The sequence below is a fragment of the Streptomyces sp. NPDC026394 genome (genome assembly GCF_055567735.1).
The window spans coordinates 67884-85654 of record NZ_JBVHPX010000016.1; the positions used below are offsets into that span (position 1 = coordinate 67884).

Annotated in this window: 4 protein-coding genes and 1 pseudogene; all 5 read left to right on the forward strand. The window is 71.1% G+C overall.

All coding sequences use genetic code 11. The features are described 5' to 3' along the window. The first annotated feature begins 16 nt into the window (after nucleotides 1–16). On the forward strand, nucleotides 17–883 hold the full coding sequence (locus ACZ4QV_RS30065; RefSeq protein ID WP_361158270.1) for a 3-hydroxyacyl-CoA dehydrogenase family protein: 867 nt from the start codon (nucleotides 17–19) through the stop codon (nucleotides 881–883). Then, nucleotides 880–1161, forward strand: coding sequence for an acyl carrier protein (locus ACZ4QV_RS30070; RefSeq protein ID WP_361158272.1), 282 nt, complete (start codon nucleotides 880–882; stop codon nucleotides 1159–1161). The genes ACZ4QV_RS30065 and ACZ4QV_RS30070 overlap by 4 nt, the downstream gene beginning before the upstream one ends. A gap of 1 nt (nucleotide 1162) precedes the next feature. Next, entirely contained in the window at nucleotides 1163–2284 is a 1122-nt protein-coding gene (locus ACZ4QV_RS30075) for an acyl-CoA dehydrogenase family protein (RefSeq protein WP_361591168.1), read from the forward strand. Between the two features lie 92 nt (nucleotides 2285–2376). Continuing rightward, nucleotides 2377–3477: an HAD-IIIC family phosphatase gene (locus ACZ4QV_RS30080; protein WP_361591166.1), complete on the forward strand. Its 1101-nt coding sequence runs from the start codon at nucleotides 2377–2379 to the stop codon at nucleotides 3475–3477. Between the two features lie 264 nt (nucleotides 3478–3741). Next, nucleotides 3742–17754 (forward strand): annotated as a pseudogene (locus tag ACZ4QV_RS30085) (type I polyketide synthase); the annotation flags it as partial. Nucleotides 17755–17771: the final 17 nt, after the last annotated feature.

A 17771-nucleotide genomic window follows, 5' to 3' on the forward strand; every position in this document is an offset into this window, starting at 1 on the left:
GACCAGGGAAGAGACCATGAGTACTGCTTTCGATGAGCACCGGCTCGCCGTCATCGGCGCCGGCGTGATGGGCACGAACATCTCGGCACTGGCCCTCGGCCACGGCGTCGACGTCGTCCTGGTCGAGACCGACGAGGCCGCCCTCGGCCGGGCGGACGGCACCGTACGGCACAAGCTGCGGCACGCCCAGCTGATGAACGTACTGCCCGCGGACCGCCCGCAGGGCACGCTGACCGTCACCGCGGCGCTGGACGACATCGCGGACGCCGACACCGTCGTCGAGGCCGTCACCGAAGTCGCCGAGGCCAAGAAGGAGGTGCTCGGCGCGGCCTCCCGGCTCGTCGCGCCCGGCACCACCCTGATCTCCAACACCTCCTGCATCCCGATCGAGGAAATGGCCGCCTGGACGGCACGCCCCGAAGACCTCCTGGGCGTGCACTTCATGAACCCCGCCTACATGATCAAGATGGTCGAGGTCATCCGGGGCCCGCGGACCTCCCCCGCCGCCCTGGAACGCGCCACCGCACTGCTCACGGTCCTGGGCCGGGAATCCCTCGTCGTCGAGGACTCCGCGGGCTTCGTGATCAACCGGCTGCTGCACCCACTGATCAACACCGCGGCCATGCTCGTCCAGGAGGGCGTGGCCTCCGTCGAGACGGTGGACAACCTGCTGCAGGGCTGCCTCGGCCACGCCACCGGACCGCTGCGCACCGGCGACCTCATCGGCCTGGAGAACCTGGTCGACTCCCTCAACGTGCTCTACGAACGCCGCGGGGACGAGAGCTGCCGCCCCTGCGACCTGCTGCTCGCCAAGGTGCGGGACGGCCACCTGGGCCGGAAGACCGGCCGGGGCTTCTACGACTACGGAAAGGCCGCATCATGACCGTCGAAGGCGAAAACGCCACGCTCACCGCCGAGACCGTGCACAAGGAACTGCTCGACTTCCTCACCGAGCGGATCCAGACCACCGTCGAGCCGGACCAGGACCTGTTCTCCTCCGGCATGGTCTCCTCCATGTTCGCCATGCAACTCGTCGTCCACCTGGAGGAGGCGTACGACATCGCCATCGTCGGCGGCGACCTCAAGCTGGACAACTTCCGCACCGTGCAGACCATGACCGACCTGGTACTGCGGCTGCAGGGCACGGCGGAGGCGCACTGAGATGACAGACCTCCTGGCCGACGGGCGCGCCGTGATCAGCGAGCTCGTCGGCGACCGGGCCGCCGACTGGGACGTGGCCGGCGAACTTCCCGTCGAGATGCTGCGGACCCTGAGCGCCCGCGGCCTGCTGTGCGCACAGGTTCCCGCCGACCACGGCGGCCTCGGCCTGAGCAGCGCCGCCAACGGCGAACTCACCGCCCACGCCGGCAGCCTGTGCAGCTCACTGCGCTCGGTGATGACCTCACAGGGCATCGTGGCCTGGACCGTCCAGCGCTTCGGCGACCGCACCCAGCGGCGCGAGCTGCTCGCCGAGCTGACCGGCGGCAAACTCACCGCCGTCGGCTTCAGCGAACCGGGCGCCGGCAGCGACCTGGCCGCCATGCTCACCCGGATCAAGGCCGACGGCGACGGATACGTCATCGACGGCGAGAAGAAGTGGGTCACCGGCACCCGCTACGCCGACTTCGTGCTGATCATCGGCCGGTACGGCGACGGGGACGGCGCCGCCGCCGCGATCGTCCCCGTCGACGCGCCCGGTGTGCACATCCGGCCGGTGCCGCACCCGATGGGCTGCCGGGCCGCCGGACACGCAGACATCCGGCTGGACCAGGTACGGCTGCCCGCCTCACACGTGCTCGGCGGCGGCGGACAGCCCCTGTCCATGCTGTTCACCACCGCCCTGACCTACGGGCGGGTGTCCATCGGCTGGGGCTGCGTCGGCATCCTGCGGGCCTGCCTGGACGCGGCCGGCCGGCACGCGCAGCAGCGCCACCAGGGCGACGTGGCCCTGGCCGAGCACCAACTGGTACGCGGGCACCTCGCCGACCTGCTGGTCGCCGAACAGGTCGCGCTGCGCGCCTGCGAGCACGCCAGCCGGCAGTGGGACGCCGCGGCCCCGGACATGGGCACCATGGCCGTCCTGGCCAAGCACGTCAGCGCCCAGCAGGCCGCCCGCAGCGCCGCCACCGCGGTCCAACTGCTCGGCTCGACCGGCGCCGCCGACGGCCACGTGGTGGCCCGCGCGTTCCGCGACGCCAAGCTCATGGAACTGATCGAGGGCAGCAACGAGATCTGCCGGCTGATCCTCGCCGACCACGTGCTGTCCACCACGAAGACCGGCTGACCCGCCGGCCCCCCCGCCGTCCCCGCCCCTTTGACTCCCCCCTCGGCCCGCGTCGTCCGCGGGCCACGCGAGCGAAGCCCGTAGGAGAACTCGTGGCCGACAAGACAACCCTCGTGAAGTGCCTGGTCTGGGACCTGGACAACACCATCTGGGACGGCACCCTGCTGGAGGATTCGAGCGTCGAACCGTTCCCCGGCATCCTGGACACCCTCGCGGAGCTCGACTCCCGCGGCATCCTGCACTCCGTCTCCAGCAAGAACGACCACGACCTGGCCTGGAAGCGGCTGGAGGAGCTGGGCCTGGCCGAGTACTTCGTACACCCCCGGATCGGCTGGGGCCGCAAGTCCGACGCGGTCCGCGAGATAGCCGAGCGGCTGAACTTCGCCGAGACAACCATCGCGTTCATCGACGACCAGCCCGCCGAGCGCGCCGAGGTCACCTACGGCGCCCCGGACGTCCGCTGCTACCCGGCCGAACAGGCCACCACACTCACCGGACTGCCCGAGTTCAGCCCGCCGACCGTCACCGTAGACGCCCGCCGACGCCGCGAGATGTACCAGGCCGGCGCCCGCCGGGACGCCGAGAAGGAGACCTTCAACGGCCCCGACGAGGACTTCCTGCGCAGCCTCGACCTGGTCATGACCATCAAGCGGGCCGACGAGGAAGACCTCTCCCGCGTCGAGGAACTCACCCTGCGCACCAGCCAGATGAACGCCACCGGCGTGCACTACCCGGACGCCGCGCTGCGCGCGCTGCTGGCCGACCCCGACCACGAGGTGCTGACCGTCACCCTCACCGACCGCTTCGGCCCGCACGGCGCGGTGGGCGTCCTCCTCCTGGAGCGCCACCCGCGGCTGTGGCACCTCAAGCTGCTGGCCACCTCCTGCCGGGTGGTCAGCTTCGGCGCCGGCTCGGTGATCCTCAACTGGCTCATAGACCAGGCGGCCCGGGCCGACGCGCACCTCACCGCCGACTTCCGGCGCACCGAACGCAACCGCATGATGGACATCGCCTACCGGTTCGCCGGCTTCACCGACGACGCCTGCGCCTGCCTCGCCGCGCTCGAAGCCGCCGCCGGAGAGGGCGTCCAGCGGCTGCACCTGCTCGCCGACCACCGCGCGGCACCGTCCACCATGCGCCTGATCGCCCCCGAGCTGGCCCCCGACACCGGGGAGAAGACCCCCGTCGGCTGACGCGCCGAACGCCCGGCGGCCCGCCCGCCGGGCCCGCCGCCCGGGCACGACGGGCCGGACGCCCGCCGCGCCCGACGCCTTTCTCCCACCCCTTTCGCTGAGCCTGCCCGCGGCAGCCGCCCGGTCCTTCGGCCCCGTTCTCGGCCGAAGGACCGGCGAGCGGGTACCGCAGTCAACTTCCGGAATGCCGAGGGACTTGTGAACGACACCGATGGGCCGGCCCTGAAGGACACCGCCGCAGCCGGCGCACAGCCTTTGGCGATCGTCGGTATGAGCTGCCGCTACCCCGGCGGGGTCCGTTCACCCGAGGACCTGTGGAAGCTGCTGGCCGAAGGCGGACAGGGGCTCTCCGACTTCCCGCAGGACCGCGGCTGGAACCTCGGCCCGCTCCACGGCCAGGACCCGGACGGCACCGGGACGACCTACCTCACCCGCGGCGGATTCCTCGACGACGCCGCCGGTTTCGACGCCGCCTTCTTCGGCATCCCACCGCGCGAGGCCCAGACCATGGACCCCCAGCAGCGGCTGCTCCTGGAGGCATCCTGGGAGGCGCTGGAGAACGCCGCCATCCTCCCCGCAGACATCCGCGGCACCCGCACCGGCGTGTTCGTGGGCGCCGAGCCCAGGGAGTACGGTCCCCGGCCGCACAGCGCACCGGGCAGCGCCAAGGGCCACCTGTTCACCGGCACCTCACCCGGCGTGATGTCCGGCCGGATCTCCTACCTGCTGGGACTGCACGGCCCGTCGCTCACCGTGGACACCTCCGCCTCCAGCTCCCTGGTCGCCATCCACCTCGCGGTGCAGGCGCTGCGGACCGGCGACTGCTCGCTGGCGCTGGCCGGCGGAGTGTCCGTGATGTCCACCCCAGGGAACTTCATCGCCTTCAGCGGACTCCGGGCCCTGTCGGCCGACGGGGTCTGCCGACCCTTCTCGGCCGCCGCCGACGGCACCGTGTGGTCCGAAGGCGTCGGCCTGATCGTCCTGGAGCGCCTGTCCGACGCCGTCCGCAACGGCCACCCCGTGCTGGCCGTGCTGCGCGGTTCGGCCATCAACTCCGACGGCGCCGGCGAGGGGCTGACCGCGCCGAACGGCAGCGCCCAGCAGTCCGTCATCCGCCGCGCACTGGCCGACGCGCACCTGACCGCCGACCAGGTGGACGCGGTGGAGGCGCACGGTACGGGGACGCGGCTGGGCGATCCGATCGAGGCGCAGGCGCTGCAGGCCACCTACGGTCAGGAGCGTCCCGAGGGTCGGCCGCTGTGGCTGGGCTCGGTGAAGTCCAACATCGGCCACACCCAGGCCGCCGCCGGTGTCGCGGGCGTCATCAAGATGGTGCTCGCCCTGCGACACGGCGAACTCCCCGCGACCCTGCACGCACACGAGCCCACCCCCGGGGCGGACTGGTCCTCCGGCGGGGTAAGGCTGCTGACCGCTCCGGCACCGTGGCCGGCCGGTGCACGCACCCGCCGCGCAGGCGTCTCCGGCTTCGGCCTCGGTGGCACCAACGTGCACCTTCTTCTGGAAGAGGGCCCGGCGGCATGTCCGTCACGTCCAGCACGTCCGGGACGTCCGGGACGTCCGGCACAGTCCACCACGCAGAGCGCACCCGCACCGGCAGCCGCACAGCCCGTGGTGTCGGCTGCCGAAACGGTCAGTGCCTGGCTGGTGTCCGGCCGCTCGGCCGCGGGCCTGGCGGCGCAGGCGGGGCGGCTGGGGGAGTGGGTTTCGCTTCGCCCGGCTGTCCGGCCGGTTGATGTGGCGTGGTCCCTGGCGGCGACGCGTTCGGTCTTCGAGCACCGGGCTGTCGTGGTGGGCACGGGGCGTGCCGAGTTGCTCGGTGGCGTGGAAAGCGTGGCGTCGGGTGTTCCGGCTGGTTCGGTGGTGTCCGGTGTGGCACGGCCGTGTGTTCGGCCGGTGTTTGCCTTCGCTGGTCAGGGTTCGCAGTGGGTGGGGATGGGTCGGGAGCTGGCGGGGGTTTCGCCGGTGTTCGCGGCGCGTCTTGATGAGTGTGCTGTGGCGTTGGCGCCGTATGTGGACTGGTCGCTCAGCGATGTTCTGGCGGGTGTGGAGGGTGCTCCGGCGTTGGAGTCGGCGGATGTCGTCCAGCCTGCGTTGTGGGCGGTGATGGTGTCGCTGGCCGCTGTGTGGGAGGCGGCGGGTGTGGTGCCGGATGCTGTGGTGGGTCATTCGCAGGGTGAGATTGCTGCGGCGACGGTGGCGGGGATGCTGTCGCTTGAGGACGGTGCGCGTGTGGTGGCGTTGCGGTCGCGTGCGCTGAAGGTGCTGGCGGGTGCGGGTGGGATGTTGTCGGTCAGCCGTCCGGCGGCGGAGGTTGAGGAGCGTCTGGTCCGGTTCGGGGAGCGGCTGTCTCTGGCGGCGGTCAACGGGCCGTCGGCCACGGTTGTCTCGGGCGAGCCGGAGGCTTTGGAGGAGCTGAGGGCGGAGTTCGAGGCGGCGGGTGGCCGGGCGCGGATGGTGGCGGTGGACTATGCCTCGCATTCGGCGCAGGTGGACCGGTTGGAGGAGGAGATCACCACCGTTCTGGCCGGGGTCTCCCCGCGCCGGGGCCGGGTTCCGATGGTCTCGGCGATGACTGGCGAGACGCTGTCCGGCGAGGAGCTGGACGCCGGGTACTGGTTCAGCAGCTTGCGGGCGACGGTGCATTACGACCGTGCGGTGCGGGTTTTGGCTGGTCAGGGGCATCAGGTGTTTGTCGAGGTGACGCCGCACCCGGTGTTGGTCGGTGCCATGCACGACACCCTTCAGACACTCGCCCAGGAGGCCGGTCCTGGCGCGGTGCCGGGCGCCGTCTGCGGAACCCTGCGACGGGACGACGGCGGTGCCGAGCGCCTGCTGGCTTCGCTGGCGGAGGCGTTCGTCAACGGGGCGCCGGTGAACTGGCAGGCGGTGCTGCCGGCCGGACGGCGGGTGGAGCTGCCGACGTACGCGTTCCAGCACGAGCGGTACTGGCTCGACGCCGACGCCCCCACGCAACCGGCGGCGGAGCCGCAGGCCGCGGACCTCACCGCCGCCACCGGCACGACCGCGGGGCGGGGGCTGCGCGGACAGCTCGCCGGCCGGCCGGAGCCCGAACAGCACCAGCTCGTACTGGATCTGGTCACCACGCAGGCCGCAGCCGTACTCGGCCATCCGGCACCCGCGGCCCTGGACCCCGCACGTACCTTCAAAGAACTGGGCTTCGACTCGGTGACCGGGGTCGACCTGCGCAACCGGCTGAGCACCTCGGCCGCCCTCCAACTGCCCAGCACGCTGATCTTCGACCACCCCACACCGCTCGCGCTCGCCAACTTCCTGCACGGCGAAGCGCAGGGCCACGCCCCTTCGGCCGGTTCCGTCGACTCCACCCGGGCACCGGCGCCTGCGGGAGGTAACGACGAGCCCATTGCCATCGTGGCGATGAGCTGCCGTCTCCCGGGCGGCCTCAGCACCCCCGAACAACTGTGGGAGCTGCTGGCCGCGGGCGGCGAAGCAGTGGCCCCACTCCCCGCCGACCGCGGCTGGGACCTCTCCCGACAGCACGGCACCCGCCCCGACGGGGTTGACGAGGACACAGCCTCCGCGAGCCACGATGCGTCCACCCCCGGGCTGTCCACCCGCGGCGGTGGTTTCCTCACCGGCGCAGGGGACTTCGACGCCGCCTTCTTCGGGATCAGCCCGCGTGAGGCGCTGGCGATGGATCCGCAGCAGCGGCTGCTGCTCGAACTCTCCTGGGAAGCCTTCGAGCGCGCCGGCATCGACCCGGGGAGCCTGCGGGGCTCGGCGACCGGCGTCTTCGCCGGCGCGTCCCCGTCCGGATACGGCAGCCATGCGCCCGAGGAACTCACGGGCCACCTCCAGCCCGGCATCACCCCCAGCGTGATCTCCGGCCGGGTGGCCTACACACTCGGACTCGAAGGCCCCGCGCTGACGGTGGACACCGCCTGCTCCTCCTCGCTGGTGGCGCTGCACCTGGCCGTCCGGTCGCTGCGGTCCGGCGAGTGCGAGCTGGCTCTCGCGGGCGGCGTCACCGTGCACGCCACCACGTCCTGGCTGGACTGGTTCGACCGCCAGCGGGGACTGGCCGCCGACGGTCGTTGCAAGGCATACGCCGACCAGGCCGACGGGATGGGCATGGGCGAAGGCGCCGGCCTCCTCGTGCTGGAACGCCTGTCCGACGCCCGGCGTAATGGCCACAAGGTGCTGGCGGTGGTGCGGGGCAGTGCGGTCAATCAAGATGGTGCTTCCAACGGTCTGACTGCGCCGAATGGTCCGTCGCAGCGTCGGGTGGTCCGGGCGGCGTTGGCTGACGCGGGCCTGGAGCCGGTTGATGTGGATGTGGTGGAGGGGCACGGTACGGGGACGCGGCTGGGTGATCCGATCGAGGCGCAGGCGCTGCTGGCCACCTATGGCCAGGGTCGTCCGACAGATCGGCCGTTGTGGCTGGGGTCGGTGAAGTCCAACATCGGGCACGCCCAGTCCGCCGCGGGTGTGGCGGGCGTTCTCAAACTCGTCCTCGCCCTCCAACACGGAGAAGTGCCGAGGACCCTGCACGCCGAGCGGCCGTCTTCGCAGGTGGACTGGGATGCGGGGGCGGTGCGGCTGGCTACTGAGGCGGTGCCGTGGCCGTCGACGGAGGACCGCCCACGGCGGGCCGGGGTCTCCTCGTTCGGCATCAGCGGCACCAATGCTCATGTGATCATCGAGCAGGCCCCGAGTGCCGAGGGTGCGCTCCTTCCGGGGGCGGCTCCGGGCGCGGCGGATGGTGTTGCCGGTGCGGAGTTGCCTTTGGTGCCGTGGGTGGTTTCCGGTCGTTCGGAAGCGGGTCTGGCCAGTCAGGCGGGGCGGCTGGCCGCGTTCGTTGGGCACGGGTCGGGTGTGCGTCCGGTGGATGTGGGCTGGTCGTTGGTGTCGTCGCGTGCGGTGCTGGAGCATCGGGCGGTGGTGCTGGGTTCGGGCCGTGAGGAGTTGGTTGCTGGGCTGGGTGCGTTGGCGGAGGGCCGTGATCTGCCCGGTGTGGTGAGCGGTGTTGCGGGTGTTGCGGGCAAGGTTGGTTTTGTTTTCACCGGTCAGGGGGCGCAGCGGGCCGGGATGGGCCGTCAGCTCTATGAGGTGTTTCCGGTGTTCGCGGCGGCGTTCGATGAGGTGTGCGCGGGGCTGGACGCCCATCTTGAAGGTTCGCTGGCCGCGGTGGTGCGGGGTGAGGGTGATCCGTCCTGGCCGGGCGGGGGCCGTATTGACGAGACGGTGTGGGCGCAGCCTGCCCTGTTCGCGGTGGAGGTCGCGCTGTTCCGCCTGCTGGCCTCGTGGGGTGTGGTGCCGCAGGTGGTGGCGGGTCATTCGATCGGTGAGCTGGCGGCGGCGCATGCGGCGGGGGTGTGGTCGCTGGAGGATGCCTGTGCGGTGGTGGCGGCCCGGGGGCGTCTGATGCAGGAGCTGCCGCAGGGTGGGGCGATGGTGGCGGTGGAGGCCGCCGAGGAGCAGGTCCGTGAGGCTCTGGCCGGCCGCCCGGGGGTGGGGATCGCCGCGGTGAACGGACCACGCGCGGTCGTGGTGTCCGGCATGGAGGCCGAGGTGCTGGCGGTGGCGGAGGAGCTGGCGCGGGCGGGGGCGCGGACGCGGCGTTTGCAGGTCTCGCATGCGTTCCATTCACCGTTGATGGAGCCGATGCTGGGCCGGTTCGCCGATGCGATCGCCCGGATCACGTACCACAAGCCGCAGGTGACGTTGGTTTCTGCGCTCACTGGTGGTCCCGTCTCGGAGGAGGTCACCGATCCGTCGTACTGGGTGCGGCATGTGCGTGAGGCGGTCCGCTTCGCAGACGCCACGGAGGCGATGCGGGAGGCTGGCGTACGCACCTTCATCGAGCTCGGCCCGGACGGCGTGCTGTCCGGCATGGGTCCGCAGACCCGCACCGACACCGACAGCGAGGGCGCTTCGGGTTCCGAGGCATGGCTGCCGTTGTTGCGCCGTGGTCGTGACGAACCGCGCGCCGTGCTGACCGCGTTGGCGAAGGCGTTCGTCCGTGGGGTCCCGGTGCGCTGGGAAGAGGTCTATGCGGGCACCGGCGCTCAGCGGGTGGATCTGCCCACTTACGCTTTCCAGCGTCATCGTTACTGGCTGTCGTCCGGGTCTGTGCCCTTGGATGCGGCGGGTCTGGGTCAGTCCGTCACCCGTCATCCGTTGTTGGGGGCGGCGGTGGGGTTGCCGGCCAGTGGTGGTGTGGTGTTGACGGGGCGGCTTTCGCTTTCGGGGCAGCCCTGGCTCGCGGACCACGTGGTGGCGGGCCAGCCGGTGGTGCCGGGCGCGGCGTTGCTGGAGATGGTGGTCCGTGCCGGTGATGAGGTGGGGTGTCCCCAGGTCGAGGAGCTGCTGAGTGAGGCACCGCTGGTGCTGCCTGCGCGGGGTGGGGTGCGGGTGCAGGTCATGGTGGAGGAGCCGGACGCGTCCGGTCGCCGCGCAGTCAGCATCCACGCCCAGAGCGAGGGGAGCATCCCGGAGGCGGTGTGGACCCGGCACGCGACCGGCGTTCTCGCTCCGGCCGAAGCGGCAGCCGCTACCGCCGACGGAATGACGCAGTGGCCGCCGACCGGTGCGGTGTCTGTCGCATTGGATGACTTCTACCCTGGGTTGGCAAAGCACGGACTGAGCTACGGTCCGGATTTTCAGGGAGTGCAGGCGGCCTGGCGGCGGGGTGAGGAGCTGTTTGCCGAGGTTGCTTTGCCGCAGGGTGTGGCGGTGGACGGGTTTGGGTTGCATCCCGCTTTGTTGGATGCGGCGTTGCACGTGATCGTGGGTGTGGGGGAGCGTTCGGGTGGGTTGGAGGTGCCGTTCGCCTGGCGGGACGTGGAGGTGTATGCCACTGGTGCTCAGGTGGCCCGTGTCCGGGTGGTGCCGGAAGCCGGTGGCGAGGGTGTCTCGCTCGGCCTGGCGGATGCCGACGGTGCGCTGATCGCCTCCGTCGGCTCCCTGACCCTGCGGCCGCTCACAGCCTCCACTGCCGGTACAGGAGACGGCCTGTACGGGATCGATTGGGTGTCTGCCACGGCCGTCAAGGCCATCGCGGCTGTCACATCCGATTCGGGTTCGGACCCGGAGTCGTTGGGTCGGTGGGTTGTGCTCGGGGCTTCGGCGGTTGTGCCGGGCCTGCCTGGTGCTGAGGTCTTTCCGGATGTTGCGGCGTTGGTGGCGGCGGTGGAGGCGGGGGCGCGGGTTCCGCAGGTGGTGGTGGCGCCGGTCCTGCCGGCGGTTGGGTCTGGTGGTGTCGCAGCAACGGCCCGTCGTGCTGCGACGGACGTTTTGGGGTTGGTGCAGGGGTGGTTGGCGGCTGATGTGTTGTCCGGTGCGCGGTTGTTGGTGTTGACCGAGTGTGCGGTGGATGCGGGTTCGGGGGTGCCGGTGGAGGTTGCGGCGGCTTCGGTGTGGGGTCTGGTGCGGGTGGTGCAGTCGGAGAGTCCGGGTCGGGTGTTGTTGGCGGATGTGGACGAGGTGTCCGTGTCCGGTGTGGAGCTGGCCGGCTGGCTGCGGGCCGGGGTGGGGCTGGGGGAGCCGCAGTGGGCGGTGCGGGGCGGTCAGATCCGGGTGCCGCGCCTGGTGCGCCTGCCGTTCCGGCGCCTCGCGGAGGAGACCCGTCCGGGCACGGTGTTGGTGACTGGTGCTTCGGGGGTGCTGGGCGGGTTGGTGGCCCGGCATCTGGCGGGGTCGGGCCGGGCGGAGCATCTGGTGCTGCTTTCGCGGCGCGGCGGTGACGCCCCCGGGATGTCTGAACTAGTCGTTGGGCTTGAGGAGATGGGTGTTCGGGTCACTGTGGCGGCCTGCGATGCGGCCGACCGGGACCGGCTTGCCGCTGTTCTTGAGGGTGTGGCGCTGACGGGTGTGGTGCATGCGGCCGGTGTGCTGGACGACGGGGTGGTGGGCTCGTTGACTGCGGAGCGGCTGGAGTCGGTGTTGCGGCCGAAGGTGGATGCGGCCTGGAATCTGCACGAGCTCACCCGCGATCTGGGGCTGGAGCTGGACACTTTCGTGTTGTTCTCGTCGATTGCGGGGGTGGTCGGTAACGCCGGTCAGGCCAACTACGCGGCGGGTAACACGTTCCTGGACGCGCTGGCCGCGTACCGTCACCGGCACGGCCTGCCCGCCGTATCACTGGCCTGGGGACCCTGGGAAGACGGGATGGCCGGTGCCCTGAACGAGGTGGACCAGCGCCGGATGTCCCGCCAGGGACTGCGCCCGCTGTCCGCACCGGACGGGCTGGCCCTGCTGGACACCGCCGCCCGCACCGACCGGCCCCTGCTGGTCACCACTGGACTGGACCTGGCCGCGCTGCGTCGTTCCGGGGAGGTACCGCCGCTGCTCTCCGGCCTGCTGCCGGACCCACGCGGCGGCCACTCGCAGCCCGCCCGCCGCACGGTTGCCGAACCGGCCACCGACCACCGGAGCCCGCTGGCTGCACGGCTCGTCGGGCTCGCACCAGGCGAGCGGACCGAGACTGCCCTCCAGTTGGTCGCGACAGAGGCCGCGCTGGTGCTGGGGATGACAGGGCCGGAGGCCGTCGGAACCACCCGCTCGTTCCGGGACACCGGCTTCGACTCGCTGACCGCCGTCGAGTTGCGCAACCGACTGAACAGGGCGACGGGCCTGCGGCTGCCCGCCACGACCGTCTTCGACCACCCGACCCCGGCCGCGTTGGCGGCGCATGTGCTGGCCGAACTGCTCGGTGAGGACGAGGCCGACCCGATGGGTGACACTGTCCCGGCGGCCAATGTTCCGTGTGCGGGCGACGACCCGGTCGTCATTGTCGGCATGGCCTGCCGGTTCCCTGGTGGGGTGTCCTCGGCGGAGGGGCTGTGGGAGCTGGTGGAGTCGCGCGGTAACGGGATCGGTGCCTTCCCGTCGGACCGTGGCTGGCCGGAGGACGTGGTGGATCCTGACCCGGACGCGGTGGGTAAGAGTGTCTCCGGTGAGGGCGGATTCCTTTACGACGCGGCTGAGTTCGATGCGGAGTTCTTCGGGATCAGCCCGCGTGAGGCGGTCGCGATGGATCCGCAGCAGCGGTTGCTGTTGGAGACTTCTTGGGAGGCGTTGGAGCACGCCGGCATCGACGCCACCGCACTGCGCGGCAGCCCGACCGGCGTATTCGCCGGGCTCTTCTACCACGACTACCTGCCCTGGCATGCGGTCCCGGAAGAGGTCGAGGGATACCTCGGCACCGGTGGCACGGGCTCGGTGGCCTCCGGACGGGTGGCCTATACGCTGGGCCTGGAAGGCCCGGCGGTGACGGTGGACACGGCGTGTTCCTCGTCGCTGGTGGCGCTGCACCTGGCCGCCCAGTCGCTGCGGTCCGGCGAAAGCACCCTGGCACTGGCGGGTGGAGTCACGGTGATGGGCACCCCCGGTACCTTTATCGACTTCTCCCGGCAGCGTGGGCTGGCCGCGGACGGCCGCTGCAAGTCGTATGCGGAGGGTGCGGACGGTACTGCCTGGGGTGAGGGTGTCGGCGTGCTGGTTGTGGAGCGGCTCTCGGATGCACGGCGTAACGGGCATCGGGTGCTGGCGGTGGTGCGGGGCAGTGCGGTCAACCAGGATGGTGCTTCCAATGGTTTGACGGCGCCGAATGGTCCGTCGCAGCGGCGGGTGATCCGGGCGGCGTTGGCCGATGCGGGGCTGGAGCCGGTTGATGTGGATGTGGTGGAGGGACACGGGACGGGGACGCGGCTGGGTGATCCGATCGAGGCGCAGGCGCTGCTTGCCACCTATGGCCAGGGGCGTCCGGAGGATCGGCCGTTGTGGCTGGGGTCGGTGAAGTCCAACATCGGGCATGCGCAGGCGGCTGCGGGTGTGGCGGGCATTGTGAAGATGGTGGCCGCGATGGAGCGAGGGGTGGTTCCGGCGACGTTGTATGCGGAGCGGCCGTCTTCGCAGGTGGACTGGGATACGGGTGCGGTGCGGCTGGTCACTGAGGCGGTGGCGTGGCCGGAGACGGGCGAGCGCCCGCGTCGGGCCGGTGTCTCCTCGTTCGGGTTCTCCGGGACCAACGCGCACGTGATCATCGAGCAGGCCCCGAGCGTGGAGGGCGCGTCTCTTCCGGGGGCGGCTCCCGAGGCCGTGGACGGTGTTGACGGTACGGAGTTGCCTCTGTTGCCGTGGGTGGTTTCCGGTCGTTCGGAGGCGGGGCTTGCAGGTCAGGCTGGGCGGCTGGCGGAGTTTGTCGAGGCGTCGGTGTCTGGTGTGCGGCCGGTGGATGTGGGCTGGTCGTTGGCGTCGTCGCGTGCGGTGTTGGAGCATCGGGCGGTGGTGCTGGGCTCGGGCCGGGAGGAGTTGGTCACCGCTCTGGGTGCCCTCGCTGAGGGTCGTGAGCTGCCCGGTGTGGTGAGTGGTGTCGCGGGTGGTGCGGGCAAGGTGGGTTTTGTCTTCACCGGGCAGGGCGCGCAGCGGGTTGGGATGGGCCGACAGCTCTACGAGGTGTTCCCGGTGTTCGCGGCGGCGTTCGACGAGGTGTGCGCGGGGCTGGACGCCCATCTTGAGGGTTCGCTGGCCGCGGTGGTGTGGGGTAAGGGTGACCCGTCGTGGCCGGGTGGGGGCCGTATTGATGAGACGGTGTGGGCGCAGCCTGCGCTGTTCGCGGTGGAGGTGGCACTGTTCCGCCTGCTCACCTCGTGGGGTGTGGCACCGCAGGCGGTGGCGGGCCACTCGATCGGCGAGCTGGCTGCGGCACACGTGGCGGGGGTGTGGTCCTTGGACGATGCTTGCGCTGTGGTGGCGGCCCGGGGGCGTCTGATGCAGGAGCTGCCGCACGGCGGGGCGATGGTGGCGGTGGAGGCCGCCGAGGAACGGGTCCGCGAAGTCATCGCGGGTCGTCCGGGGGTGGGGATCGCCGCGGTGAACGGGCCGCGTGCGGTCGTGCTGTCCGGTGTCGAGGACGACGTGCTGGTGGTGGCGGAGGAACTGGCGGAGGCAGGAGCGCGCACGCGTCGTTTGCAGGTCTCGCATGCGTTCCATTCGCCGTTGATGGAGCCGATGCTGGACCGGTTCGCTCAGGCGATCGCCGAGGTCACGTACAGGAAGCCGCAGGTGGCGATGGTCTCCGCGCTGACCGGCGGCCCTGTTTCGGAGGAGGTCACCGACCCCTCGTACTGGGTGCGGCATGTGCGTGAGGCGGTCCGTTTCGCGGACGCTGTGGAGTCGATGCGCGGGCTCGGCGTGGGCACCTTCATCGAACTCGGTCCGGACGGCGTACTGTCCGGCATGGGCCCGCAGACCCGTACCGATAGCGAGGGTGAGTCGGGTTCCGAATCCTGGCTGCCGTTGCTGCGCCGTGGCCGTGACGAACCGCGCGCCCTGCTGACCGCGCTGGCGAAGGTGTTCGTCCATGGAGTCCCGGTGCGCTGGGAAGAGGTCTATGCGGGCACCGGAGCCCAGCGTGTAGACCTGCCCACGTACGCCTTCCAGCGTCAGCGCTACTGGCTGCCGACCGCACCCGCCCACCTGGACGCCGCGGGCCTGGGCCAATCTGCCACCCGTCATCCGTTGTTGGGGGCGGCGGTGGGGTTGCCGGCCAGTGGTGGTGTGGTGTTGACGGGGCGGCTTTCGCTTTCGGGGCAGCCCTGGCTGGCGGATCACGTGGTGGCGGGCCAGGCGGTGGTGCCGGGCGCGGTGCTGGTGGAGATGGCGGTCCGTGCCGGTGACGAGGTGGGGTGCTCGCGGGTCGAGGAGCTGTTGAGCGAGGCCCCGCTGGTGCTGCCCACGCAGGGCGGCGTGCGGGTGCAAGTCACGGTGGAGGAACCGGACGCGTCCGGACGCCGCGCAGTCAGCATCCACGCCCAGAGAGAGGGGAGCCCCCCGGAGGCGGCGTGGACCCGGCACGCGGCCGGCGTTCTCGCCCCGGCCGAAGCGGCAGCCGCTACCGCCGACAGGATGGCGCAGTGGCCGCCGACCGGCGCGGTGTCTGTCGCATTGGATGACTTCTACTCCGGGTCGGCGAAGCACGGACTGAGCTACGGTCCGGTCTTCCAGGGTGTGCGGGCGGCGTGGCGTCTGGGTGAGGAGCTGTTCGCCGAGGTCGCTCTGCCGCCGGGTGTGGTGGTGGACGGGTTTGGGTTGCATCCTGCGTTGTTGGATGCTGCGTTGCACGTCATTGTGGGTGTAGGGGAGCGTGCGGGCGGGTTGGAGGTGCCGTTTGCCTGGCGGGACGTGGAGTTGTATGCCACGGGTGCTCAGGTGGCGCGTGTCCGGGTGGTGCCGGGAGCTGATGGCGAGGGTGTTTCGCTCAGCTTGGCGGACGCCGACGGCGCGCTGATCGCTTCCGTCGGTTCCCTGGCCCTGCGGCCGTTCGACGCTGCCGCCGTCCAATCCGCCGAGGGCCTGTTCACGGTGGAATGGGTACCCGCCGCGCTGACGGCGGATGGTTCCGGCGCGGCGGAGGGCCCGTGGGCCGTGCTCGGCGAGGACGTCCTGGGCGTCGCGAGCTATCCGGATCTGCCGGCTCTGGTGGCGGCGATCGAGGCCGGTGCCGAGGTCCCGCGGACCGTCGTGGTGCGGGCCACGCCTGAGCGGCCCACGCCAGATGTCGCGGCTGCGGCCCGTCGGATCACGACGGACGTTCTGGGGTTGGTGCACCAGTGGTTGACTGCTGACGTGTTGTCTGATGCGCGATTGCTGGTGTTGACCGAGCGTGCGGTCGATGCCGGCCCCGGGGTGCCGGTGGAGGTTGCGGCGGCTTCGGTGTGGGGTCTGGTGCGGGTGGCGCAGACGGAGAACCCGGGACGGCTGCTGCTGGCGGACGTGGACGAGGTGTCCGTCCCCGGTGCGGAACTGGCCGGCTGGCTGCGAGACGGGATAGAGCTGGACGAGTCCCAGTGGGCGGTCCGCGGCGGACAGATCCGGGTGCCCAGGCTCACCCGCGCCACAACGGAGACCAGTGCTGGGGCCCGCCCGGGCACAGTGTTGGTGACCGGTGCTTCGGGGGTGCTGGGCGGGTTGGTGGCCCGGCATCTGGCGAGGTCGGGTCGGGCGGAGCACTTGGTGCTCCTCTCCCGTCGCGGCGGCGAGGCCCCCGGGATGCCTGGACTCGTGGTCGATCTTCAGGAGATGGGTGTCAAGGTCACGGTGGCGGCCTGCGATGCGGCCGATCGGGATCAGCTTGCCGGTGTTCTTGAGGGTGTGGCGCTGACGGGTGTGGTGCATGCGGCGGGTGTGCTGGATGACGGGGTGGTTGGCTCGCTGACTGCGGAGCGGCTGGAGGCGGTGCTGCGGCCGAAGGTGGATGCGGCCTGGAACCTGCACGAGCTGACCCGTGACCTGGGCCTGGAGCTGGACACGTTCGTGTTGTTCTCGTCCATCGCGGGGGTGATCGGTAATGCCGGTCAGGCCAACTACGCGGCGGGCAACACCTTCCTGGACGCCCTGGCCGCGTACCGTCACCGGCAGGGCCTGCCCGCCGTGTCGATCGCCTGGGGGCCCTGGGAGAACGGCATGGCCGGCCGGCTCACCGGCGCCGAACGTCAGAGACTGACCCAGCAAGGACTGCTGCCGCTCACCGACGCGCGCGGCCTCGCGGTGCTGGACGCCGCCGTGAGCCGTCCCGAACCACTGTTGGTGGCTGCCGAGCTGGACCTCGCGGCTCTGCACCGCACCGGGGAGATTCCGTCGCTGCTCTCCGGGCTGGTGCCCGGTCCGCGCGCCGGTAAGCCCGCCCGTCCGACAGCAGGCGGCCGGCACAGCGTCCTGGACCGTACCGAGGAACAGCAGACACTCGCCGAGCGGCTGGGCCGACTGGGCCGGGGCGAGGCCCTGGACACCCTGCGGGAACTCGTCCTGGCGCAGTCCGCCCTGGTACTGGGCATGTCCGGCCCCGACAGGCTGGACGCGGACCGCTCCTTCCGCGATGTCGGCTTCGACTCGCTCACCGCCGTCAACCTGCGTAACCGGCTGAACACTGCCACCGGGCTGCGGCTGCCACCCACAGTGGTCTTCGACCATCCGAGCCCGGCGGCGCTGAGCGGCTTCCTCGCGGAGGAGATGCTCGGCTCGGCGCCCGAGCAACCGGACGTGCTCGCGGCCCACTCCGGCCTTGACCGGGTCGAAGCCTCGCTCGCCGGGCTGATGGCCGACGAGTCCGTACGCATGCAGGTCAGCGAGCGCCTCAAGCAGATGCTCGGCGTCCTGAACGCGACCGCCGGAACCGACGACGGTGTCGACGACGGCGACTCGGTCGCCGACCGGATCCAGTCGGCCAGCGACGACGACATGTTCGACTTCATCGACAACCAGCTCGGGCTCTGAGTACGTCGCCGTACCAC

What these genes read in the sequence shown, in the direction of transcription:
- ACZ4QV_RS30070 (WP_361158272.1), top strand. Translation starts at nt 880, where the DNA reads ATGACCGTCGAAGGCGAAAACGCCACGCTCACCGCCGAGACCGTGCAC.
- ACZ4QV_RS30075 (WP_361591168.1), top strand. Translation starts at nt 1,163, where the DNA reads ATGACAGACCTCCTGGCCGACGGGCGCGCCGTGATCAGCGAGCTCGTC.
- ACZ4QV_RS30065 (WP_361158270.1), top strand. Translation starts at nt 17, where the DNA reads ATGAGTACTGCTTTCGATGAGCACCGGCTCGCCGTCATCGGCGCCGGC.